The organism is Desulfohalobium retbaense DSM 5692, from assembly GCF_000024325.1.
Classification (GTDB): Bacteria; Desulfobacterota; Desulfovibrionia; order Desulfovibrionales; family Desulfohalobiaceae; genus Desulfohalobium; species Desulfohalobium retbaense.
In genome coordinates this window covers 2,616,449-2,639,727 of record NC_013223.1, presented here as the reverse complement: position 1 = coordinate 2,639,727, position 23,279 = coordinate 2,616,449, and the positions used below count along the sequence as shown (strand labels likewise).

Here is a 23,279-nt window from a genome sequence, read left to right as displayed (position 1 = left end):
TATGAAGGCTAGATTATTGATTGCTCTTTTGTTTACGTGCTTCGTTTCAATTCCAATGCATGTAGCAGCCCAAGATTACAAACCGATGACAATCCGTGCAGCTACTGCAAACCCCGAAGGGAGTTTGCACACAACTGCCATTGATAAATTTAAAGAAATTGTCGAAAAAAAGTCTGATGGCAAGATAGAAGTAATTACTTTTTATGGCGGCTCAATGGGTGACGAGCAAGCTAATGTGAAGCAGTTGCGCTCCAATGAAATACAACTTGCTGTTTTGGCTGTCGGTAATTTGACGCCATTTTCTAGTCAAGCCTCAATTTATTACATGCCCTACATGTTTCCAAAAATTGAATCAGCTTATAAGCTTTTCAACCACGATGAGTTTAATAATGAAATAGCTGATCAGATTGCTCAAGAAAGTGGAACAAGGCCTCTCTCTTGGTTGATTGGCGGCTATCGTCATCTTACGAATTCAAAGCACCCTGTCACCAACATTGACGATCTTCAAGGCTTAAAAATTCGCGTACCTCCTGTGGATGTTCAAATTAAAAGTTTTAAATCATGGGGTGTGAATCCTCATCCTGTGGCATGGGATGAAACCTTTAACGCACTTCAACAGGGTGTGGTTGATGGGCAAGAAAACCCCCATTCTGTTAATCGCGACCAGAAATTTTGGGAAGTACAGGATTATATTACAGAATTGCATTACCTCCTTTGGGTAGGTCCAATGCTTTTCAGTGAAACTTGGTATCAAAATTTGCCTGAAGCAAATAAGCAGTTGGTTACAAGTGCCGCAAAAGAGGCTGCTCAATATGAATGGGATTGGTCTGCCCAAGAAGAACAAAAAGCTTTGCAGCAATGCCTTGATCACGGAATGGAGCTTCACAAACTTAATGACGAAGAAGTTTGGGAGTCCAAGGCTCGTGCTCTTTGGTCAGAATTCTATGATGAAGTTGGTGGCAAAGAGACTGTTGATAAGGTTGTCGACATCATCAAGTAAAGTCTGGTTATAGGTTATTGGAGGCATGCAATTATGAGATTTATACTTCGTTGGACACAAAAAATCTATGATTATTTTGAAGAGATAGTTTGCGTTTCCACTTCAGCTCTCATGGTTGCATGCCTCATTATACAGGTGAGTGCACGATGGTTCACAGGGGGTGGCATTGCCTGGACTGAAGAGCTTAGCAGGTTTTCTTTTCTTGCTACGGTCATCGTATCTGCTGCTTTGGTCGCTAAGCATGGTTCTCATGTGCGTATTACAGCACAATTTTTGGTTTTTTCATATAAAGTTCGTTTGTTTTTTAGGGTTGTAGCTGACGCCCTATGGGTTTCTGCTAATCTTTATATTGCCTGGTTAAGTTGGAACGTGATCCAAACGGCTCTTAAATATCCTGAAGTGTCTCCCGTACTGCACATCACTAAGGCCTATGTAGAACTTGTTGTTCCATTTGGTTTTGTTCTAATGAGCTGGAGAATTATTGAGGGTTATATAATTCGGCTTAAAAGAGGAACTCTCTCGGAGCTTGTTTTGCAAGACTTTGAAATGGAGGCAGAATAATATGGAATTCTCTGTACTCACAATAACTCTTTCCAGCTTGGTTGTTTTATTTTTGATCGGGATGCCTGTTTTCATGAGTCTTGCAATATCTTCAGGTATTGCATTGATATATGGTGGGTATTTGCCATTATCTGTAATTCATAACTCAATTTTTGACGGACTTAATTTGTTTCCTCTTTTGGCAATACCTTGCTTTGTAATTGCTGGAACTCTAATGGAGTATGGAAATATAACAAAGCAAATTGTTGACGTTGTGAATCAAATCGTGGGTAAAATTTCTGGAGGCTTGGGTATAACCACAATCCTGGCGTGTACTTTTTTTGCTGCAATTTCAGGTTCTGGCCCGGGAACTGTTGCTGCGGTAGGAACGCTTTTGGTTCCTGCTATGCTCAGAAATGGCTATAGTAAAGAGTATGCTGGAGCTACTGCATCCTCTGGTGGTACAATTGGTTTGCTTATTCCGCCAAGTAATCCAATGATCATATATGCTATCTTGGCAAACGTTTCTGTCACTGGCATGTTTACTGCAGGGTTTATACCTGGTTTTATTGTAGGGTTTGTAATGGTCACTACTGCTTGGCTTGTAGCTAGGCGCCAAGGGTTTTCTGGTGATCTAGAAGCTAAAGACTTTAAATTTAGTTATTTTTTGAAGTCGTGTTTTCGAAGTTTTTTTTCATTGGTGACTCCTTTGATAATATTGGGGTCTATTTACTCTGGTCTTTGTACCCCAGTTGAGGCATCAGTGCTAGCTATTGTTTACGCCTTATTTGTAGGTTTTTTTATTAATCGAGCACTTAATCTGTCATCTGTATACAAGTCTCTTCTTGAAGGTGCAATGATATGTGGCTCTGTTTTAATTATTGTAGGAACTTCTACCCTGTTTGGGAAAATATTAACTTTTGAGCAAGCTCCTCAGCGCTTGGCTCAGTCAGTGTTAGAGGTTTCTTCTGATCCTTATATCATAATGCTTATGATCATCGGTGTTTTGATCTTTTTGGGAATGTTTATGGAAACACTCTCAACAATTATTATTTTGGTGCCAGTTCTAATGCCGATGTTTTCTGTTGTTGGAATTGATCCGATACATTTTGGGATTATTCTTGTCGTAACTAATGAAATGGCGCTTTTAACACCTCCGCTTGGGGTCAATCTTTTTGTTGCATCAAGAATTGCTAATGTTTCTGTCGAAAGGCTTGCGATAGGTGTATTGCCTTTCTTGGTCGCCCTGCTCTTGTGTATCCTTCTTCTTACCTTTGTTCCTGACCTGTCAACTTGGCTTCCTGCATATTTAGGTTATGGTCAATAATTTAGAAGACTTTTCATATACTATAAATTTCAAATTTAGTGAGGTTTAAAATGGCGTCTGGTTATACTGGTAAAATTCTTCATGTTGATTTAACTAGTTCTGAAACTTTCGTTGAAGAACCAAGCGAGAAATGGTACAAAACCTATATGGGGGGTTCGGCTTTTGCCTCATATTATCTTTTAAAGATGCTCAAACCTGGTGTCGAACCTCTTAGTCCAGAAAATATTTTGGTTTTTGCTACAAGCGTTATATGTGGGGCTCCAATTTCCGGGTATAATCGCTATACAGTTGCTTCTAAGTCTCCTTTAACGAATTGTTTTGGGGAGTCAGAAGCCGGTGGGTATTTTGCACCAGAGCTTAAGTTTGCAGGATATGATGCAATTATTTGCAAGGGAAAAGCTCAATATCCTGTATATCTTAGTATTGTCGATGGGCATGTTGAGATTAAAGATGCTCGCAATGTTTGGGGGTTGGATAACTATCAGACATTGGAGATGATCAAGGAAGAACTCGGCGATAAAAAAGTTCGAGTTGCCAGTATTGGTCCTGGTGGTGAAAATCTTATTCGATTTGCCAATATTTCAAATGACATAGAGCATTTCAATGGTCGCACTGGCATGGGCTGTGTTATGGGCTCAAAAAACCTCAAGGCAATTGCCGTTCGAGGTTCACAAAAGCCTTCTTTCGCTGACCCTGAGGCTGTCAAGGAAATTAATAAATGGCATAGGAATAGACTTAAAAACCACCCACCAAATAAGGGATTGTCGACTGGCGGCACATCTGTTTTGGTAAAAGGTTTGAATGCTTCAGGAATTTTGCCTACCAAGAATTTCAAATACGGCACTTTCGATCAGCACGAAAATCTTGAATGGGAAAACTATGAAAAAGAAATTTTTCATAAACCTAGTACTTGCTATATGTGTTCAGTAGCTTGCAAGCGCTCTGTAAAGAGTGATGATCCTAAATTTCCTCTTGATCCTAAGTATGGTGGTCCTGAGTATGAAACACTGGCTGCTTTTGGAAGCAACTTACTTAATGGTAATATAAAATCTATTGCCCGAGCTAATCAAATTTGTAATTTGTATGGTATAGATACAATTTCTACAGGTAACATGATTGCCTTTGCCATGGAATGTTTCGAAAATGGAATTTTATCTTCTTCAGATATCGGATGCGAACTTCAGTGGGGTGATGCGGAGTCTATTTGCTGGCTAGCAGAAACTATTGCTCGTAGAGAAGGGATCGGAGACATCCTAGCTGAAGGAATGATTAGAGCTTCTGAAAAAATTGGTAAAGGGTCTCATAACTATGCTTTCCATATTAAAGGCAACGATCTTCCTCTTCATGACGGTCGGGGAAAGACCGGGATGGCTATGGGCTATGCCCTGAGCTCAACTGGTGCTGACCATGTAGAATGCCCCCATGATACTGCTTTTCAGGGGGAAGGTTTTAAGGCTTTAAGTGCTTTGGGTGTAACAGATCCTGTCGAACCCCTTAGCACAGATGAAGCCAAAGTTCGCTTTTTTCATTTAGGACAGTTGGCGTGGGGTATAAACAACTTGCTATCTATCTGTAATTTTTGTTCAGTTCCTATCCATGCCATGACATTTCATAATTTAGTTGAATCTGTAAGGGCTATAACTGGTTGGGATACAAGTTTATTTGAAATTGTAAAAGCCAGTGAGCGTTCCCTTGTGATGAGTCGTCTTTTTAATATTAGAGAAGGGCTTGGTTCTGATGATGATCGTGTCATTTCGCGTTGGCATGAGCCTTTTCCCGATGGCCCTCTTGCAGGTCAAAAGATTGATGAACAAGAATTACGTGATGCAATAGAACTATACTATAAGGTTTGTGGTTGGGATCAAGAAGGTCGTCCTTCTCATGCTCGGCTTGTTGATTTAGATATAGATTGGATTGAAGATTACATGTGAGGGGCTAATGATTGTTAATGTCAAATTTTTTTCGAACTTAAATACCAACTTAGTCTCTACTGGTAAGGTGGAGGTTTTAGATAATTCTACGGTTTCTGATATACTTAAAAAGTTTGAAATTAATGAATACGATGTGGCAATTGTTGTAGTTAACGGTCAGATATCCCAATTTGATACTAGGCTTACAGATAATGACAATGTCATGTTGATTCCTTCTATTGGCGGTGGTTAAGTGACTCGGTTCCCTCTTTCGCTAACCTCCTTAAGGCATGCCAGTAAATAAAATTTACTGGCATGCCTTATATTTTTTTGATTTCAAATTTGACGAAGTGCGAGGAAAAGACGCCCTATGCAGACCATCAATCTTTCCACCCACACCGACCCTGCCTTTACCCAACAGGTCAACGAGGAAAGTCACCAGGATGTCGCCCTGTGCTACCAATGCGGGAACTGCACGGCGGGCTGTCCTTACACCTTCGTCTATGACATCCCGGTGCACCAGATCATGCGCCTCGTTCAGGCGGGACAAAAAGACACGGTTCTGCGCAGCCGGTCGCTTTGGCTCTGCGCCACCTGTCAATCCTGCACCACCCGCTGTCCCAACAATATCGATGTGGCCCAGGTCATGGATGTTTTACGGCATATGGCCCGCCGGGAAGGCTACGTCACTGAGCGCAACGTCAAACTCTTTTATGACGCCTTCCTGGAATCGGTCCACAAACACGGCCGGGTCTATGAACTCGGGGCCATGTCCTCGTACATCGCCCACAGCAAACGGGTCATGACCGATGCCGAATTGGGCCCCACGGTCATGGCCAAGGGCAAACTCAGCTTCACCCCCCACAACATTGAGGGCAAGGAGCACGTCGCCGCAATTTTTGATCGCTATATGGAAAAACAGGAACAAGGGCGGGAAGCCTACCGTCCGTTTCAGGCCGAACGTATGAGTCCAGTGGCCGCGTGGCTGCGCCGACTGAGGAGGGAAGAGTAAGCATGCGCTCCGAGACCATCTATGCGTATTATCCTGGGTGCTCCCAGATAGGAACCGCCACGGATTACGACAAATCCACCCGGGCGTGTTGTGACAAACTCGGCATCCAACTCCGGGACATCCCGGACTGGAGCTGCTGCGGTTCGACACCGGCTCACACCGTTGACCACACGCTCTCCGGAGCCTTGTCCCTGCGCAATCTCCAGTTGGCTCAGCAACTCGAGCCGACCTGTGTGACCACGCCGTGTCCGAGTTGCCTGACCAATCTGAAGGTGGCCGCCCGCAAGGCCGAGGATCCCGACAGCCTCACGGCGATGAACGAACTTTTGGAAACGCCGTATGCAGGAAACCTCGAAGTCAAATCCACGCTGCAGATCCTTGTCGAGGACATCGGGGTGGACGCCCTGGCCTCCAAGGTCCAAAAACCACTGACCGGTCTGCTCGTGGCCCCGTATTACGGCTGCATCATGAATCGTCCCCCTGATGTCATGCAGTTCGACGACCCCGAGAACCCCACGGCTATGGACCGCGTCCTGGAGGCCTGCGGGGCTACGGTACTGCCCTACCCGCTCAAGGTCGAATGCTGCGGGGCCTCCTACGGGATCCCGCGCAAGGACGTTGTCACCCATCTTTCCCATAAATTGTTGTCGTTGGCCGAAGATGTCGGCGCCATGGCCATGGTCACGGCCTGCCCGCTGTGCCAGATGAACCTTGATCTGCGGCAGAAACAGATCAACAAGGCCCAAAACGCCAACCACAACATACCGGTCTTTTACTTCACCCAGCTGCTGGGGCTGGCGCTGGGCCTGCCGGGACGAGAACTCGGATTGGAAAAACTCGCGGTGAGTCCCAAGGATGTCCTGAACAAGGCCAAGGCCAGGGCCATCGCCGAGGCCGCCTCCTGACCGGGGTCAGGTATCCGCTCACCTAACGGCAACCGTCGCGACCGAGCCCCGTTTATCGGGGCAGCCTAAGCAAGGAGTCAACGCAATGCGAATCGGCGTTTTTGTCTGCCACTGCGGCAGCAATATCGCGGGAACAGTCAACGTCCAGGAAGTGGCTGAAACCGCCCGGGACTTTCCGGAAGTGGCCTTTGCCACAGACACCATGTACGCCTGTTCCGAACCGGGCCAGGAGGGGATCGTCCAGGCCGTCCAGGAAAAGGGGTTGGATGGCGTGGTGGTGGCCTCGTGCACCCCGCGCATGCACGAGCCAACCTTTCGCCGGGCGGTGCAACGCGCCGGCCTCAATCCGTACATGTTTGAGATGGCCAACATCCGCGAGCACGTCTCCTGGGTCTCCAAGGACGTCGCCGCCAATACGGACAAGGCCTCTGAACTCATCCGCATGGCCGTGGAAAAACTGCGCCGCGACCGGCCTTTGATCTCGGAAAAATTCGACGTCACCAAACGGGTCATGGTCATCGGCGGAGGCGTGGCCGGCATTCAGGCCGCCCTCGATTGCGCTGACGGCGGCCTTGAGGTCGTGCTGGTCGAAAAGTCCTCCACGATCGGCGGGAAAATGGCCAAGCTCGACAAGACCTTCCCCACGGTGGACTGTTCCTCGTGTGTCCTTGGGCCCAAAATGGTCGACGTCGCCATGCATCCGAACATCACCCTGTACGCCTATTCGGAGATCGAGTCCCTGGGCGGTTATGTCGGCAATTTCGAGGCCACGGTCAGGCGCAAGGCCACCTATGTCGACTGGGAGAAGTGCACCGGCTGCGGCCTGTGCATGGAAAAATGCCCCAGCAAAAAGGCCTACGACTATTTCAACGAAGGCATCTCGACGACCACGGCCATCAATATCCCCTTCCCGCAGGCCACACCCAAGAAAGCGACCATTGACGCGGACTATTGCCGTCGCTTCACCAAAGGCAAATGCGGCGTCTGCGCCAAGGTCTGCCCGACCGAGGCCATCAACTTCGAGATGCAAGACGAGATCGTCACCGAAAAGATCGGCGCGGTCATCACCGCCACCGGCTACGATCTCTTTGACCATTCCAAATACGGTGAATACGGCGGCGGGCGGTTTGCCGACGTCATCACCTCCATGCAGTACGAACGAATCCTGAACGCCTCCGGCCCCACGGGGGGGCATATCAAACGCCCCTCTGACGGCAAGGAACCGGAAAACGTCGTTTTCATCCAATGCGTCGGCAGTCGGGACAAGTCCGTAAACCGGCCCTATTGTTCCGGCTTTTGCTGCATGTACACGGCCAAGCAAACGATCCTGACCAAGGACCACCTCCCCGAATCCCAGTCCTATGTCTTCTACATGGACATCCGGGCCCCTGGGAAAATGTACGACGAATTCACCCGGCGGGCCATGGAGGAATATGGAGCCAACTATATCCGCGGCCGGGTCTCGATGATCTACCCCAAGGGCGAGCGCTATGTTGTGCGGGGTGTGGACACCCTGCTCGGCACCCAGGTGGAGATCGACGCCGACCTGGTCGTTCTCGCGGTCGGAGCGGAATGTGCTGACGGCGCGGAAAAATTGGCCGAAACCCTGCGCATCTCCTACGACACCTATGGCTTCTACATGGAAAGCCACCCCAAGCTGCGCCCGGTGGAGACCAACACCGCCGGTGTCTATCTCGCCGGAGCCTGCCAGGGAGCCAAGGACATTCCAGCCTCTGTCGGACAGGGGTCCGCGGCGGCCTCCAAGGTCCTGGCCCTGTTTTCCAAGGATCAACTCGAAGCCGATCCGCAAGTGGCCCAGGTCCAACTGGCGCGCTGTGTGGGCTGTTTCAAGTGTGTGAACACCTGTCCTTTCGGCGCCATTCAGGAAAGCCAGGACCGCGGCGGCAACCCCAAGGCCGAAGTCATCGCCTCGGTCTGCCAGGGCTGCGGCATATGTAACGTGACCTGCCCCCAGGGCGCCATCCAGCTCCAACACTTCACCGACAATCAAATCCTCGCGGAGGTCAGTGCCTTATGTCAGCCCAAGATGGAAACAAGCTCCGCATAGTGGGCTTTCTGTGTAATTGGTGTTCGTACGGCGGGGCGGACACCGCCGGTGTCTCGCGCTTCGAACAGCCGATGGATTTGCGCATTGTGCGGCTGCCCTGCACCGGGCGCGCCAACCCGCTTTTTATCATGAAGGCCTTTTTTGGCGGGGCGGACGGTGTGCTCGTTTCAGGCTGCCACCCTCGGGACTGCCACTATTCTGAGGGCAATTACTACGCCCGCCGGAGGCTGGAGCTGCTCAAACGGACCTTGCCGGTGCTGGGCATCGATCCGGAACGATTTGAGTACACCTGGGTCTCCGCCTCTGAGGGCAAACGGTGGCAGACCGTCGTTACCCGCTTTACCGAGCGCATCCACACCCTGGGACCGGCCCCGGCCATTGAAAAGCAATGCGCTCCGGCCCTTCAAGCCTAGCATCCATCGAACCCAGAGGAGGACAGGGTGTCGCAACTGGAACAATTACAAGACGCAATCCGGCACAAACTGCCGGAGTTAGACATGGTGATCGCCTGGGGCACGGGGTTCGATCCCTTGCATGCCACCCCGCTTTTCATTCGTGAACAGGGCGATCTGGACAAGATGACCTGGGGGCCGCTGTGCGTGCACAATCTGGCCACCTATCTGCCGGGACTCAAGGGCAAAAAGGTCGGGGTCGTGGTCAAGGGCTGCGACAGCCGCTCCATTGTCCAATTGCTCGAGGAATCCTTGATCGAGCGGGAGAACCTGACTGTTTTCGGACTGCCCTGCGAGGGCATCGTCGATCTGGCCAAGGTCGAAGAAGCCCTCGGGCCAGAGGCTGGCTTTGTTCGCGAGGTCCGCGAGGAAGGTGACGCTCTGGTGGTGCAGACCGACTCCGGGGACCACCGGCTCTCTATTGCGGAGCTGCGGCCCCAAAAATGCCTCTCCTGCCGCTACCCCAACCCGATCATTGCCGACCAGGTCCTTGGCGAGCCGCGGGAGCCGGTAAAGGATCCGACGGACCCGGATCTCGAAGCCCTCGAGGCCATGAGCTACGACGAACGCATGCAGTACTGGACAGCCCAGCTCGATCGCTGCATCCGCTGTTACGCCTGCCGCAACGCCTGCCCCATGTGCGTCTGCCGTGACCATTGCATCGCCCAGACCCGGGACCCGCAATGGATCAGTCAGGAGACCGGAGTAGCTGAAAAATGGCTTTTCCAGATCATCCACGCCCAGCACTTGGCCGGCCGGTGCACCGAGTGCGGGGAATGTGAGCGGGCATGCCCCATGGATATCCCCATTTTGACGCTCAAGCGCAAAATGAACAGGGAGATCAAAGAGATGTTCGATTTCGAGGCAGGCACAGACCCCGAAGCCACACCGCCGCTGTTCACGTTCCAAGTGGAAGAGGCGAAGATCAACGAGAGAGGATGGTAATGGGTGCGACCAAATTCATAGCCGCTCAGGATCTCCCGCGTTGGCTGACCGAATTGCAACAGACGCGACAGGTCTATGTACCGGTTCAGGACAAACAGAGCGTGGTCTTCGCCCCCTTTTCGGAGCAGGCCGAGCTCGTGCTGGACCGCCAGCCGACAACCCCTCCTAAAGAGGTCGTTTTCCCGCAGACCGAGGAGCTGGTGCATTACAAATACACCAAACGCGAGGACGATCCGGGCCGCAACGACATCGAGATCGAATCCCGCCCCGAGGCTCCGGCCGCAGTGGTAGTCGGCTGCCGGCCTTGCGGTGCCCGCGGCTTTGCCACGTACGACCGGGTCTACACCTCGGACGCCGTGTGTGACCCGTTTTACAAGTCTCGTCGGGAGCAGACCGCGTTTGTCAGTATTGCCTGCAAACGTCCTGAGAACTCCTGCTTTTGTCATTGGACGGGAGGCGGCCCTGCAGACACCACTGGTTCAGACGTCCTGCTCACGGAAGTTGAGGGCGGCTACGTCGCCGAAGCGTGCACCGACACCGGAGAGGCCCTGCTCTCCTCCACCCTCTTTGGCGAGGCCGGAGGCAAAGAAGCGGCGGCAAAGACCCAACACGAAGAAGCCCTTGCGGCCATGGGCACTGCCCCCGATCTTTCCGACGTCCCGGCCAAGCTCCTCAAGCTCTTTGAAGACATGGACTTCTGGGAAGCTATGTCCGCGAAATGTATCGCCTGCGGGGCGTGTACCTATCTGTGCCCGACCTGCTACTGCTTCAATATCACCGATGAAGGCAGCGGGTATGAAGGGCGCCGAGTGCGGACCTGGGATACCTGCATGTCCTTTTTGTTCACCCTGGAAGCCAGCATGCACAACCCCCGACCGACCAAGGCCCACCGCTTGCGCAACCGGGTGGGGCACAAATTCTGCTATTACCCGGATCTGCATGAGGGGGCGATCGCCTGCTGTGGATGTGGGCGCTGCATCAAACACTGCCCGGTCGCGGTCGATATCCGGGAAATAGTCCTGCGCGCCAAGGAGGAGGCCAATGGTTAACTATTGTACCAACGACAACCCCTACCTCCCGGAACTGGCGACTATCCAGGAGGTCATAGAGGAAACCCAGAATATCAAAACCTTCCGGGTCACCCTGGACGACGAGGAAAAGATGCGTTCCTTTTCCTTTGAGCCGGGCCAGGTCGGCCAACTTTCCGTCTTCGGTACTGGCGAGTCGACCTTTGTCATCAATTCTCCGCCAAGCCGCATGGAATATCTCCAGTTCAGCGTCATGCGAGCCGGAGAAGTGACCACCAAGCTCCACGACCTCAGAGCCGGGGACAAGGTGGGTGTCCGGGCGCCGCTGGGCAATTGGTTTCCCTACCAGCAGATGCAGGGCAAAAATATCCTTTTTATCGGCGGCGGCATTGGCATGGCCCCTTTGCGGACCCTGCTTTTGTACATGCTCGACAACCGCGACGACTACGGCCAGATCAAGCTCATCTACGGCGCACGCGGACCGTATGACCTGACCTACCGCGGGGAGATCCCTGAATGGGAGGCCCGCGACGATCTGGACCTCGTTTTGACCGTAGACCGCGAACACCCGGACTGGGACAAACGCGTCGGGCTCATCCCCCACGTTCTTCTTGAGGAGGAACCTTCTCCGGAAAATACGGTGGCCGTGACCTGCGGCCCGCCGATCATGATCAAGTTTACCATCGAAGCCTTGAAGAAACTCGGCTTCGAGGACGAGCAGATCATCACCACGTTGGAAAAACGGATGAAGTGCGGCATCGGCCTATGTGGCCGTTGCAACATCGGCACCCACTATGTCTGTGTCGATGGGCCGGTGTTCTCCTACGCCCAACTCAAACAGCTCCCTTCGGAGCTCTAGTCTGCGGAGGTTGTCATGGCGGGAATTTTTACAGCCGGCGATATCGTTGAGGCCGCGATTCAGGTCGAGACCAAAGGCGAGAGCTTTTACAAGCGGGTAGCCGGCAAGGCGGCCAATGAGCAGGTCCGTGATCTGTTTCTCTATCTCGGCGGAGAGGAGATCAAACACCGGGAGACCTTCCAGGGCCTGCTGCAGCGGGTTGGTCAGTTTGAACTCCCAGCCTGGTCCACAGACCAGGAATATCAGGAATATCTCGAATCCCTCGTCGAATCACACATCCTGTTCGGCGACGGGCTTGGGGACACCATTTTGACCCATATGCAAAGCGAGGCCGAGGCCTTGCGCTTCGCCATGGGTTTTGAGAAGGACACCATCTTGTTTTTTATGGAAATGCGTGAACTCGTGCCCGAAAGTGAAAAACGGTTCGTGCAGGAGTGCATAGAAGAAGAAAGCGACCATCTGCGCAAGTTGCGGACCATGCTCAAATTATATAAGAAGATTTAGTATAATGTTAAATTTAAATGGTGAATGATATGAGTTTGGTAGAATCAAAAAGAATATTGACAGAAGCAAAGTCGAATAGCACATCTGTTGGGTGTTTTAGTGTTTATGATTTTGATTCGATCAGTGAAGTAATAAGTGCAGCAGAGTTTTTGGGCGTTCCTTTGATGTTGTCTGTGGATAGCAATGATTTTACTCCAAAAAGTCTTAAAGCCCTAGGTCTGCAAGCCATAAAATCTGCGGAGAAATCATTTGTTTCTGTTGCTGTGCATTTAAATCATGCTAAAGATATAGATGCTGTCTTGATGGCTTTAGATATGGGATTTAGTTCTGTTATGTATGACGGGTCAAATCTTCCATTTTATGAAAATATGAAGCATACAAGAAAAGCTGCTTGCTTAGCCCATGCATCAAATTCAAATATAGAAGGGGAACTTGGGGATTTAACAAATTTGATGGTTTTAGGAAATTATGGTTATAATGGTATAGATATAGCTAACGAATTTATAGCTAAAACAAATATAGATTTTTTGGCTTTGACAATACCAAAGTCAGGTTTAAAAGATGTTAGTGTTTTATCGTATATGTGTAAGAATATAGAAATACCTATAGCAATTCATGGAGCTAGCAGGATAAAAGAAAATGGCCCTAAGACTGCTGCGAAGCTTGGGGCTTCAAAAATAAATTTTCATTCTGAAATAAAAAAATATATTTTAAATAAAAAGAATAGTGACAATAAATATAGATTGTCGGAGCTCATATACAAGCATCTTGTAAGTATTAGCTTTGTATGATATATTTTTATAAATTTCAATATATGTAAAAAAATATGAGGTCAGCATGCAGGAAAAAGCTTTTGAGAGCGTTGTGGAGGAACTACGTGATCAGCCAATATTAGTAGCAAATCGTGGAATTCCTGCAAGGCGCATTGCTCGTTCTATATTAGAGGTTTTTCAGGCCGTTCCAATCATAACGGCAACAGAGGAAGATAAAACCGCTCCCTTTACCACCGGTGCTCAAGAATTGTTGCTCCTTGGGTCTAACCCCCAAGCGTATCTAGATATAGATTTAATCATAAACAGGGCCAAGGCGCGCGGGGTCAAAGCGATCCACCCCGGCTGGGGGTTCGCCTCTGAAGATGAGGCCTTTCCGGAAAAATGCCGGGCCGCTGGCCTGGTGTTTATCGGTCCGCCTTCCAGACCGATGCATATCCTGGGCAACAAGGTCCAGGTCCGCAATCTGGCCAAAGAGCACGGGGTCCCTGTCGTTCCGGGGTCTGACGGTGCGGTGAGCATTGACGAGGCCCGCCGGATTGCCGAGGACATCGATTTTCCGATCATGCTCAAGGCTGAAGGCGGCGGCGGAGGGCGCGGCATTTACGAAGTCTACCAGCAAAGCGAACTCGAACGCGCCTTTGCCAAAGCCTCCTCCCTGGCCCAAGCCTCCTTTGGCAACCCCCGCCTGTATGTCGAAAAGCTCCTGACCTCGATCCGGCACATCGAAATCCAGGTCATCGCCGACCAGCACGGGAATGTCTTCGCCTTTGACGAACGCGACTGCACCGTTCAGCGCAATCACCAGAAGCTCGTCGAGATCACGCCCTCGCCCTGGCCGGTGATGACTGAGGAGTTGCGCGAACGGCTCAAGGAGTACTCCCGTCGCCTGGTCAGCGCTGTGGGCTACCATTCCCTGGCCACCGTCGAATTCCTGGTGGACATGGAGGGCAATCCCTACCTGATCGAGGTCAATACCCGGCTTCAGGTGGAGCACGGCATCACCGAGTGCCGCTATGGCATCGACTTGGTCGAGGAACAGATAGCGGTGGCTTTTGGCGCCAAACTCCGTCTGGACGATGCCAAGCCTTGTCCCGGGAACCACGCCTTGCAGGTGCGCATCAACTGCGAAGACCCGCAGGACGGTTTCGCGCCCAATGCCGGGCGCATCACCCGCTACCTCTCTCCAGGCGGACAGGGGGTCCGTGTGGATTCCTGTCTTGCCGCCGGGTATGAATTCCCTTCCCAGTACGATTCGGCAGCCTCCCTGCTCATCGCCTACGGCCGGGACTGGAGCAAGGTCCTCGGGGTCATGGAGCGGGCTCTGGGCGAATATGTCATTTCCGGGGTCAAAACGACCATTTCCTTTCACCAGCGGATTATTGCCAATCCGCAATTCCGGTCCGGCGATTACGATACGACCTTTGTGGGCAAGACGCCGCAATTGCTCGAATACGTCAGCAAGGAGGCGGAAGCGCAGCGTTTGGGCCGACTGGTTTGCGAAATTTCGGCCTACGGCCACAATCCCTTTGTCCAACTCGGGGAATACCGGGGCCGATCGGACAAGCGCCTCGGTGCCCTGGACGTGGTCCAGCCGGAAGTCGATTTCGACGCCATCGAATCGCCGTATCCCCGGGGAGACCGTCAGGCCTTGCTCGATTATGTTCGGGATACTGAGCATGTCCATTTCACGGACACCACGACCAGGGACATCACCCAGTCCAACAGTGGCAACCGGTTCCGCCTGGCCGAGGACCGGCTTATCGGCCCCTATCTGGACAATTGCGGATTCTTCTCCTTGGAAAACGGTGGCGGGGCCCACTTCCACGTGGCCATGCTGGCGAACATGACCTATCCCTTCACCGAAGCCAGGGAATGGAACGAGTTCGCTCCCAAGACCCCGAAGCAGATCCTGATCCGGTCGACCAACGTTCTGGGCTACAAGCCCCAGCCCAAAAATCTGATGCAGCGCACCGGGGAGATGATCTGCGAGCATTACGATATCATCCGCTGTTTTGATTTTCTGAACCATATCGAGAACATGCGGCCCTTTGCCGAAGTGGTTGCCAATAGTCGAGGCAATGTTTTTGAGCCAGCCTTGTCCATAACTTGGGCGAAGGAGTTTGATGTCGATCACTATATGCAAGTTACTGAGTCTGTAGTTCGTCTCATGGCAGATGTGACAGGGACAAATACATACCAGGCCAGCCGGTTATTTTGTCTCGGGCTAAAAGATATGGCAGGGGCGTGTCCTCCACGATTCATACGTAGGCTTGTCGAGTCTATTCGGAAAAAATATCCTGATTTAGTCCTCCATTATCATCGACATTATACAGATGGATTATTTGTACCCGCACTTGGTGCTGCTGTTGAAGCAGGTGCACACATTGTGGATACTGGTATTGGATCTACAGTTAGGTGGTATGGACAAGGAGATGTTCTTGCTACGGCAGCGTATATTGAAGGTGAGATTGGGGTCGATAATAATTTGAACAAGGATATGATTCGAAAAGCCAATTTTGTTGCTAAGCAAATAATGCCTTATTATGATAGATATACAGCGCCACATTTTCAGGGTATTGACCATGATGTCGTTTATCATGGTATGCCCGGAGGTGCGACCTCTTCGTCCCAAGAAGGGGCCATGAAGCAGGGGTATATCCATCTTTTGCCTTATATGCTTCGTTTTTTGGCCGGGAGCCGGAAGATTGTGCATTACCATGACGTGACCCCCGGCTCCCAGATAACATGGAACACAGCTTTTCTGGCAGTAACTGGAGCGTATAAGCGTGAGGGAGAAAAAGGAGTTCAACGTCTACTACGCATTTTAGAGACAGTGGTCTCAACTCCAGAAGATTCCCTGTCTGAAGCTTTGCGTACGGCTCGTCTTGAAATATATCAGGATAGCAACGATGCATTTCGGCAACTGTTGCTGGGTCGTTATGGGAAGTTGCCTTTGGGGTTTCCCCCTGATTGGGTGTATGAATCAGCTTTTGGTGAAGAATTCAGGAAATTTTTGGAAAAAAGAACATCCTATTCACCTTTGCCATACTTACAAGATATTAATATAGAAAATGAAAAAAAAGCTCTACAAAAAGAAATAGGCCGTGAAGCATCTTCAGAGGAAGTTGTTATGTATTGCAATCATCCAGGAGATGCATTGAAAACAATCGATTTTATTAATAAATATGGTGATCCTAATCAACTGCCTTTACATGTTTGGTTTGAAGGCTTGCAAGCTAATGAAGAAATTTATTTTAAAGATCGGCATGGCAAGCCCCATCATCTTTTTATGAAAGATATTACAGGCCCGGATGAAAGTGGAATCAGTACTGTTCGCTATACATTAGATTCTGAATCTTTCACTCACTCAGTACAGGTTGCTGAGCCTTCAGGAGGAGGAATCACCGAAGTAGAAATGGCTGATCCCAAAGATCCGTGTCAAGTAGCAGCGCCAAGCACTGGGGATCTTTGGGTAATGCATGTGCAGCCTGGAGATCAGGTGAATAAGGGAGACGAGATATTTAATATTTCAATTATGAAGCAAGAGAAGGCTGTTTTGGCGCAAGTAAACGGAATGGTTGAAAGGGTAGTTAAGGCAGCTAATTATATGGAAGATAAGAAAATGGTACCGGTCAAAGAGGGTGAGCTTTTGGTTGTCATAGGAAAAGGTAAAATCAATTGTGTTGAGTGTGGAGAGACCTTTCCGAACCAGGATTGTATATTTTGTCCATGGTGTGGGAAGAAAAATATATAGTTCATTGTACGATACTAAAAATATATGAATTTCTCTCGCATGAGGGTGTTGCATGTGAGTTATTTATGGCTCTAATTTTTAGGGTTTTAGAGAAAAAGGGGCATTTTTAATGAATATTGACGAGGAAATTCTTTCCCGTACGAGTTGCCTAATTGGTGATGAGATGGTTTTTTCCGATAGTGGGGAAATGATCCAGGTAGACAATCCAGCAACCATGGGCATTATTGGTCATGTACCGAATTGCGGAAAGGAAGAGACCGACCGCGCAATTTCGATAGCTGCGGATGTGTTTCCCGCTTGGCGATCACGAACAGCGCTTGAGCGGGCAAATATCATGCTAAGTTGGTATAATTTAATAATGGAAAATCAGGAAGGCTTAGCGCGCCTTATGACTCTCGAACAAGGAAAGCCCTTGAAGGAAGCACGAGGGGAAATAGCTTTTGGCGCTAGCTTTATACGGTGGTTTGCCGAGGAGGCTCGCCGAGTTTACGGTGAAATTGTGCCGCCACCTGCGGTAAATAAACGAATACATATTACCAAAGAGCCGGTAGGGGTCGTTGGAATAATAACTCCTTGGAATTTCCCAATGTCTATGATTGCGCGTAAGGTGGGGCCAGCCATGGCAGTTGGGTGTCCTTCAGTTATTAAGCCTGCAAGTCAAACTCCATTTTCAGCCTTGGCAATGGCCCGACTTGCTCAGGAGGCAGGTGTGCCAGCTGGTGTGATCAATGTTATAACCGGTGATTCTCGTGCTATTGGGGGGCAACTGACGGGCAATCCGATAGTGAGAAAGGTGAGTTTTACTGGGTCAACGAGGGTTGGGAAGGTTTTGTTGCAACAATGTGCAGGAAGTGTGAAAAAGGTATCGATGGAATTGGGGGGTAATGCGCCATTTATTGTTTTTGGGGATGCTGATATTGACAAGGCTATAGAAGGGGCAATGTTAAGCAAATATAGAAATTCTGGGCAAACATGCGTGTGTACAAATAGATTTTATGTCCAGTCAAATATATATGATCGTTTTCTGACAAAATTTAGACAGGCTGTTTCCTCACTTAAGGTTGGTGATGGATTAGAAGAAGGCGTTTCCCAGGGCCCTCTTATCGATAGTAATGCAATTAAGCATGTAAGTGAGCAAATTGAAGATGGATTAAGTAAGGGGGCACGTTTAGTTATAGGTGGGAAGCGTCATTCATTAGGGAGGAATTACTTTGAGCCTACCATATTGGCAAATGTCACACAAGATATGAATGTTGCGCATGAAGAGACTTTTGGGCCTTTAGCACCTGTTTTCGAATTTGAAACGGAAAAAGAAGTAATATCATTGGCTAATGATACTGAATATGGTTTGGCAGCCTATATCTATACAAGTGATATAAATCGATCTTTCCGTGTTTCGGAAGCGTTGGAGTATGGATTGATAGGGGTTAATGATGGACACGTATCAACATGCGAAGCCCCTTTTGGTGGAATAAAAGAAAGTGGGCTTGGTCGAGAAGGGTCTCGTCATGGAATTGATGACTATACTGAAATAAAATATACGAGCTTTAATATCGATATGTAGTTATAATTGTTTCGAAAAATAGCAGTCAGCGCCTTGATGCCTTATTTTGGATAATCGCCTTGTGCATCTTCGTGTTCAGGACGCCAAAATCGACCGGTTTGGTCATGACCCCATCCGCACCGGCCTGTTCGCACTGGTTGTGTATCTCCGGGACCGTGTGGGCGGTCATGGCAAATATGGGCACGGTGCTGGCCGCCGATCCATTCCGTATTTCGCGAATGACCTCGATGCCGCTTTTTGTTGGCATCTCCACATCCATGAGGACAAAATCAAAGCAGGAGTGCCCCAGGGCGACCAAGGCGTCGTCGCCGTTTGGGGCATGGATGATCGAATGGCCATGATTGCGCAGGTAGTGCGTGGCCACTTCGGCGCTCAAGGGATGGTCTTCCACCAGCAAGATACGCAAACTTTCAGAGGCCCCGGGTTCTGGGATGAAGCTGTTTGTGTCACCTGTCCCCGGGCAGGGAACGAAGGGGAGGTGGACTGAAAAGAGACTGCCCTTGCCCTCCTGGGACGAGACTCGGATCGTCCCGCCCATCATCTCGGCCAGATTGGCGCAGATCGACAAGCCCAATCCACTGCCGCTCTGCCGCCTGGCCTGTGTCTGGTCCAGTTGGATGAAGCGTTCGAAAATGGTCTGCAGCTTATCCGGCGCGATACCCGCCCCGCTATCCTGGACTTCGATGGCATACATGTCCGTACCCGTGGCCGTGCCGCATGGCTCAAGGTGGGCGGACAGTTTGACAAATCCGCTTTCCGTGAACTTGATGGCGTTGTCCACGAGATTGAAAAGGATCTGTCGCACCCGGTAGGGATCCCCGCGCTGGTACCCCGAAAGCGTCTCGGCAACTTCAGTGCTCAGTTCCACTCCCTTCTCGGCCGCGCGGGGCTCAAGGCACTGGACAATAAGCCGAGCCATTTCCTTGAAGGAAAACGAGGTTTCCTCCAACTGGAGCATGCCGGATTCAATTTTCGAAAAATCCAGAATGTCACCGATCACGCCTTGAAGGTGGCTGCTTGCGTCATGCGCGATGCGGAGCTTGCGCTGCACTTCCGCTGGGAGGTCCTCTTCCAAAACAATGCCCAACATGCCCAGCGCCACATGCAACGGAGTGCGAATTTCGTGGCTCATGGCAGCGAGAAAGGCGCTTTTTTCTTCGTTTGCCTCCTCAGCCAGGTCCCGAGCCTTTTTCAGCTCCGATTGTGTCGCTAGGTGCTGCTCGATTTCCAACTGCAGTTTTTTGTTGGTCAGCTCCAGGGCCTGCAAGGTCTCGGCTCGCTCGGTGGCCAGCTGCTGCAGCCGTTCGTTGGCGTTCTCCAGTTCTTTCAGGCTCTGTTCATATTTGTCATTGACGCTTTTGAGGAGATGGCATTGTTGGTCGTAGACCCGCTCTTGCTGTTTTTGCTGTTTGCGAAGCCTTGCGATTTCCCGGCGCAGGCTGTTCTCTGAAGCCGAATCTTCCATCACGCCTCCTCTTCACCCAGACAAATCGTAATCACGGAACCGTTATGGAAAAACGGAAGACTGTTTTGCACCAACGGCGCGATTTCACCGTAGGTGTAAAAGCCGGCGAAGGGTGTTTCAGGGCCGAAAACACCCCCCAGGTGGTGCTGTTCCTCAGCAATGCGGGTGCCCAGAATCTGTTTTCGTGAAGCGCAGGAAAATGAGAGGATCGCGTCAGGCTGGGAGCCGGGGTAATTCGACAGCGCCTGTTGCGCCGCCTGTTGGGCGGCCTGGGCGATTGCGTCGCGGCCGAAGGCGGTCATCTTGAATTGCGTCTCTTCCGGGACCTGGCCCGCAAAGAAGAGGATCTCGTTTTGGTCATCCACGTGGGCCGGGGCACGAAAATAGTAGGATTGGCTGGACTCGTCGTACAGGGCGATGGAGAAGGGGGAGATTTCACCGATGTCGAGATGCTGGACGCCCAGATAATCCTTGTACAGGGAAAAGATATCCTGTCCGTCCACACGGGTGACTCCGGACCCAGTGGACTGCGTCACAGTGTGCGTTGGTCCCACGGGAGTCCAGCCACTGGCCAGGCCGTACCCAAAACGCACGCCCTCTCCGAAAAGCAGGAGGCCGACCGCATCGGTGTAGATCTCCCCGTTCACAAACTGGAAGGTCTGCTCGATCCGGAAATCGTCGCCGGCTGTTCCCCCAAGCACAGGGACGTTGGGGCCGAATTCTTCGCCAAGGCACTCGGCCACTGGGTTGGTGAAGGAATGCAGGCCGTCAGGAAGCGCCAGGCACAGTTTCGGTTCGCCCTTGAGCTTGTGGCGTGCCTGACGTGCCGCCCGGCGGACAGCGCCACGAGTATTCGTGGAAAGAGCATCGCCGATGCCCACGGCGATTTCCATGCGGCTGGAACACAGCAGGGAAAGGACCAGCGAGTCTTCGCTCACGCCCCGCACATTGCTGAACTCGCCATCCGTTGTGCAACCGAGCAAAGGGGTATCGGGGAACGCCTGGGCGATTCGGGAAAGGACACTTTCCAAATCAGCATCAAGCATCGAGGTGAATACGAGGGCAAGAGAAGGGGCGTCGGTGCCAACCTCCTGCTTGCATTGGTCAATCACTTTCGTTGCCGTCTGTAACGGATCCGTTCCTTCTGCCTGGCCATTGACCATGCGCATGGTGCACTCCCTGGATTTGCGGCTGTACTTTGATCCGGCAGCCTGTTGGAAATCGCCCCAATGAGCAAAAGGCAGAGCATTCAGGCTCATGACCACTACGGACCCAATGCCGTGAACCTCTTGCGGCAGTCATTTGCGTTTTGGGCACGGGCTGCGGGATTTCAGTATTTTTCAGCAACCAACTGGGCTGGAGATCGGCGAATGCCATGCATAGACGAAAAACATGCCCCAAGGCAATTTGATTGTAGCTCTCTGTATATGCAGGAGATTTGCAGGCGCTCATTGGCGGGCGAAGGCGGCAGGCCAGAAAAGGGGATGCAGCCAGTTCAAAAGCGGGAGCAGATTTGGGGATGAGGCCCTGTACCTGGATCCAAATGGCTGGGCCCCATGCACAGGGAAAAGGAGCCTCTCCAGGCAATGCGGAGAGAACGCGAAGCGAGTGGCAAGGGGGGGGGCGACTCTGAGGCCCGCCCCGGGCATAGTCGCAGAATTCGGTTGGTGTCTGCGATCTTTATCGATCCAGGTGGCAGGTACAAAAAAAGCCCTCGGCAGGATATCCCGAGGGCTTTTGAAAGATTGCAACCAGATTGCAACCACTGAATAGTAAATTTGGCGTCCCCAAGGGGATTTGAACCCCTGTCGCCGGCGTGAAAGGCCGGTGTCCTGGACCAGGCTAGACGATGGGGACGCAAATATGTGAATGGCTGGGGGACTAGGATTCGAACCTAGGCTGACGGAACCAGAATCCGTTGTCCTGCCCCTAGACGATCCCCCAGCGAGGAAGCACCGTATTTAAGGAAAGTGCCGGTGTCTGTCAAGAAAAGATTTCACGAGATGAAATTTTTTTCTTGGCCTGACGCGGGGTGCGTCTGAAGTCGTTGCTTGTAAAGAAATCTGTGGTCGCTGTCTACCCCTGGAAAAGGGGTTTTTTGCCTTGCGCCAAAAATATTAGCTGGCCGCCAAACGACGGGTGCGCTTTTTCAGCCGGCTGATCTGTTTGCGCAGCTGGTCGCGCTCTTTTTTCTTGTCGTTGCCGAGCTGCAACCGTTTGCTTTGCAAGTCCTTCATCTGGCGTTTCAGGGCCCAGATATGTTCCTTGTAGGCGTTTTTGGCATCCTCTTCCTCAATACCGAGCAGCTCTTTGATCTCGGACAGGAGCTGGTCCTTGTCCATGCCGGAGGCGCCCTTGATTTGGGGCAGTTTTTCGATGACCAGCTCGCGCAGTTCTTTGGCGGTCATTTTTTCCAGCGGTTTTTTCAGATCCAGGGATTCAAGGGTCAGTTCGTCGCTCATGGTGTCTCCTCCTATTGGCAACTGCCTTGCAGGGATCCGCATCAATGGCGGAGGTCGGCCTGCAGGATATTTATTGGTATCCGCTGCATATCAGCGGTGGTCGGATCCATTCTGGCGCTGCTTCTGCCAAAACCGCACATAGGCCCGGTAGCAAGAGGCAAACGCGGAGTCCTCATCCATTCCGTCCAGGGGCAGATTGCCGACCTCAGGGATAGCGTGCGGCACCGGTGGGCTGATACGGGGCCCAACCTGGACTTCGGACAAGGGAGTTCGGTTGGATAACAGTTCGAACTTGACTTTGTCAAAAGGTTGTCGGCCAAAAAAAGCGGCAATTTCGTCCAGGATCTCCTCCTGGGCGAAGGAGGCCTCCTGGAGCGTGACCGCGTCCTCGGCCCCGAGAATGAGGGTGGCGTTGCGGTGGCCCAGCGGCTTGACCAGTTGAGCGGTCTCCGCGCCGATAATATCCGGCCAGTTGCGCCACAGACGGACGAGGTCCTGCTGGATGCTGGTGGCATCTTTATCGTGAAGCAGCGAGCCCAGGGCCTCTTTGATGTCTTGCATGGATCCGCCCTCCGGTGCCTTGACGGGTGGCACCTGATCGCGTAGCACGTTATCAACTTTTTCAGATATGGTTATGCATCGCCTTGAGCGCGGCCCAGAAGGCGACGGACACGTGTTGTTGCCTCTACAGGGCCACTAATTTGCGGCAGC

At 51.1% G+C, this 23,279-nt stretch carries 20 protein-coding genes and 2 tRNA genes; 16 read left to right on the top strand and 6 right to left on the bottom strand.

Going from position 1 to position 23,279, the window contains the following annotated elements:
- The first annotated feature begins 1 nt into the window (after nucleotide 1).
- The 16 genes from DRET_RS11635 to DRET_RS11565 all read left to right on the top strand — a co-directional run bounded on the left by DRET_RS11635 (nucleotide 2) and on the right by DRET_RS11565 (nucleotide 18,641).
- Nucleotides 2-1,000 (top strand): TRAP transporter substrate-binding protein, encoded by a 999-nt coding sequence (locus tag DRET_RS11635; protein ID WP_015752740.1) that lies wholly within the window; start codon nucleotides 2-4, stop codon nucleotides 998-1,000.
- Nucleotides 1,001-1,033: 33 nt separating this feature from the next.
- The gene (locus DRET_RS11630) at nucleotides 1,034-1,561 is read left to right on the top strand and encodes a TRAP transporter small permease (protein ID WP_015752739.1); all 528 of its coding nucleotides are present in this window, start codon (nucleotides 1,034-1,036) and stop codon (nucleotides 1,559-1,561) included.
- 1 nt (nucleotide 1,562) lies between these two features.
- The gene (locus DRET_RS11625; RefSeq protein WP_015752738.1) at nucleotides 1,563-2,867 is read left to right on the top strand and encodes a TRAP transporter large permease; all 1,305 of its coding nucleotides are present in this window, start codon (nucleotides 1,563-1,565) and stop codon (nucleotides 2,865-2,867) included.
- Nucleotides 2,868-2,917: 50 nt separating this feature from the next.
- The gene (locus DRET_RS13515) at nucleotides 2,918-4,798 is read left to right on the top strand and encodes an aldehyde ferredoxin oxidoreductase family protein (RefSeq protein ID WP_015752737.1); all 1,881 of its coding nucleotides are present in this window, start codon (nucleotides 2,918-2,920) and stop codon (nucleotides 4,796-4,798) included.
- A 7-nt stretch (nucleotides 4,799-4,805) separates the two neighbouring features.
- The gene (locus DRET_RS11615; protein WP_015752736.1) at nucleotides 4,806-5,030 is read left to right on the top strand and encodes a MoaD/ThiS family protein; all 225 of its coding nucleotides are present in this window, start codon (nucleotides 4,806-4,808) and stop codon (nucleotides 5,028-5,030) included.
- A gap of 117 nt (nucleotides 5,031-5,147) precedes the next feature.
- On the top strand, nucleotides 5,148-5,789 hold the full coding sequence (locus DRET_RS11610) for a 4Fe-4S dicluster domain-containing protein (RefSeq protein ID WP_015752735.1): 642 nt from the start codon (nucleotides 5,148-5,150) through the stop codon (nucleotides 5,787-5,789).
- A 2-nt stretch (nucleotides 5,790-5,791) separates the two neighbouring features.
- Nucleotides 5,792-6,694, top strand: a complete 903-nt coding sequence (locus DRET_RS11605; RefSeq protein WP_015750658.1) for a CoB--CoM heterodisulfide reductase iron-sulfur subunit B family protein — start codon at nucleotides 5,792-5,794, stop codon at nucleotides 6,692-6,694.
- Between the two features lie 85 nt (nucleotides 6,695-6,779).
- Nucleotides 6,780-8,762 carry a CoB--CoM heterodisulfide reductase iron-sulfur subunit A family protein gene (locus DRET_RS11600; RefSeq protein WP_015752734.1) on the top strand — a complete coding sequence of 661 codons (1,983 nt, stop codon included), beginning with the start codon at nucleotides 6,780-6,782 and terminating at the stop codon, nucleotides 8,760-8,762.
- Nucleotides 8,729-9,175 carry a hydrogenase iron-sulfur subunit gene (locus DRET_RS13870; protein ID WP_015750656.1) on the top strand — a complete coding sequence of 149 codons (447 nt, stop codon included), beginning with the start codon at nucleotides 8,729-8,731 and terminating at the stop codon, nucleotides 9,173-9,175. The genes DRET_RS11600 and DRET_RS13870 overlap by 34 nt, the downstream gene beginning before the upstream one ends.
- Before the next feature lie 27 nt (nucleotides 9,176-9,202).
- Entirely contained in the window at nucleotides 9,203-10,159 is a 957-nt protein-coding gene (locus DRET_RS11590; RefSeq protein WP_015750655.1) for a 4Fe-4S dicluster domain-containing protein, read from the top strand.
- The gene (locus tag DRET_RS11585) at nucleotides 10,159-11,208 is read left to right on the top strand and encodes a 4Fe-4S dicluster domain-containing protein (RefSeq protein ID WP_015750654.1); all 1,050 of its coding nucleotides are present in this window, start codon (nucleotides 10,159-10,161) and stop codon (nucleotides 11,206-11,208) included. Before DRET_RS11590 ends, DRET_RS11585 begins: the two co-directional genes overlap by 1 nt.
- Nucleotides 11,201-12,046, top strand: a complete 846-nt coding sequence (locus DRET_RS11580; protein WP_015750653.1) for an FAD/NAD(P)-binding protein — start codon at nucleotides 11,201-11,203, stop codon at nucleotides 12,044-12,046. The genes DRET_RS11585 and DRET_RS11580 overlap by 8 nt, the downstream gene beginning before the upstream one ends.
- Before the next feature lie 15 nt (nucleotides 12,047-12,061).
- Entirely contained in the window at nucleotides 12,062-12,550 is a 489-nt protein-coding gene (locus DRET_RS11575) for a ferritin-like domain-containing protein (protein WP_015752733.1), read from the top strand.
- A gap of 29 nt (nucleotides 12,551-12,579) precedes the next feature.
- Entirely contained in the window at nucleotides 12,580-13,341 is a 762-nt protein-coding gene (locus DRET_RS13510; RefSeq protein WP_167317806.1) for a class II fructose-bisphosphate aldolase, read from the top strand.
- 46 nt (nucleotides 13,342-13,387) lie between these two features.
- A complete protein-coding gene (locus tag DRET_RS11570; protein ID WP_015752731.1) occupies nucleotides 13,388-17,077 on the top strand; it encodes a pyruvate carboxylase in 3,690 nt (1,229 codons plus the stop codon).
- A 109-nt stretch (nucleotides 17,078-17,186) separates the two neighbouring features.
- Nucleotides 17,187-18,641: an NAD-dependent succinate-semialdehyde dehydrogenase gene (locus tag DRET_RS11565; RefSeq protein WP_015752730.1), complete on the top strand. Its 1,455-nt coding sequence runs from the start codon at nucleotides 17,187-17,189 to the stop codon at nucleotides 18,639-18,641.
- Between the two features lie 25 nt (nucleotides 18,642-18,666).
- Here DRET_RS11565 and DRET_RS11560 read toward each other — a convergent pair whose 3' ends face one another.
- The 6 genes from DRET_RS11560 to DRET_RS11535 form a co-directional block, all read right to left on the bottom strand.
- Nucleotides 18,667-20,106 carry an ATP-binding protein gene (locus DRET_RS11560; RefSeq protein ID WP_015752729.1) on the bottom strand — a complete coding sequence of 480 codons (1,440 nt, stop codon included), beginning with the start codon at nucleotides 20,104-20,106 and terminating at the stop codon, nucleotides 18,667-18,669.
- On the bottom strand, nucleotides 20,106-21,275 hold the full coding sequence (locus tag DRET_RS11555; protein WP_015752728.1) for an FIST signal transduction protein: 1,170 nt from the start codon (nucleotides 21,273-21,275) through the stop codon (nucleotides 20,106-20,108). Before DRET_RS11555 ends, DRET_RS11560 begins: the two co-directional genes overlap by 1 nt.
- A 610-nt stretch (nucleotides 21,276-21,885) precedes the next feature.
- A tRNA-Glu gene (locus DRET_RS11550) sits at nucleotides 21,886-21,963 on the bottom strand.
- 13 nt (nucleotides 21,964-21,976) lie between these two features.
- Nucleotides 21,977-22,050: transfer RNA gene (locus DRET_RS11545), tRNA-Gln, on the bottom strand.
- Between the two features lie 173 nt (nucleotides 22,051-22,223).
- Entirely contained in the window at nucleotides 22,224-22,568 is a 345-nt protein-coding gene (locus DRET_RS11540; protein WP_015752727.1) for a hypothetical protein, read from the bottom strand.
- A gap of 90 nt (nucleotides 22,569-22,658) precedes the next feature.
- Nucleotides 22,659-23,129 carry a DciA family protein gene (locus DRET_RS11535; RefSeq protein ID WP_015752726.1) on the bottom strand — a complete coding sequence of 157 codons (471 nt, stop codon included), beginning with the start codon at nucleotides 23,127-23,129 and terminating at the stop codon, nucleotides 22,659-22,661.
- Nucleotides 23,130-23,279: the final 150 nt, after the last annotated feature.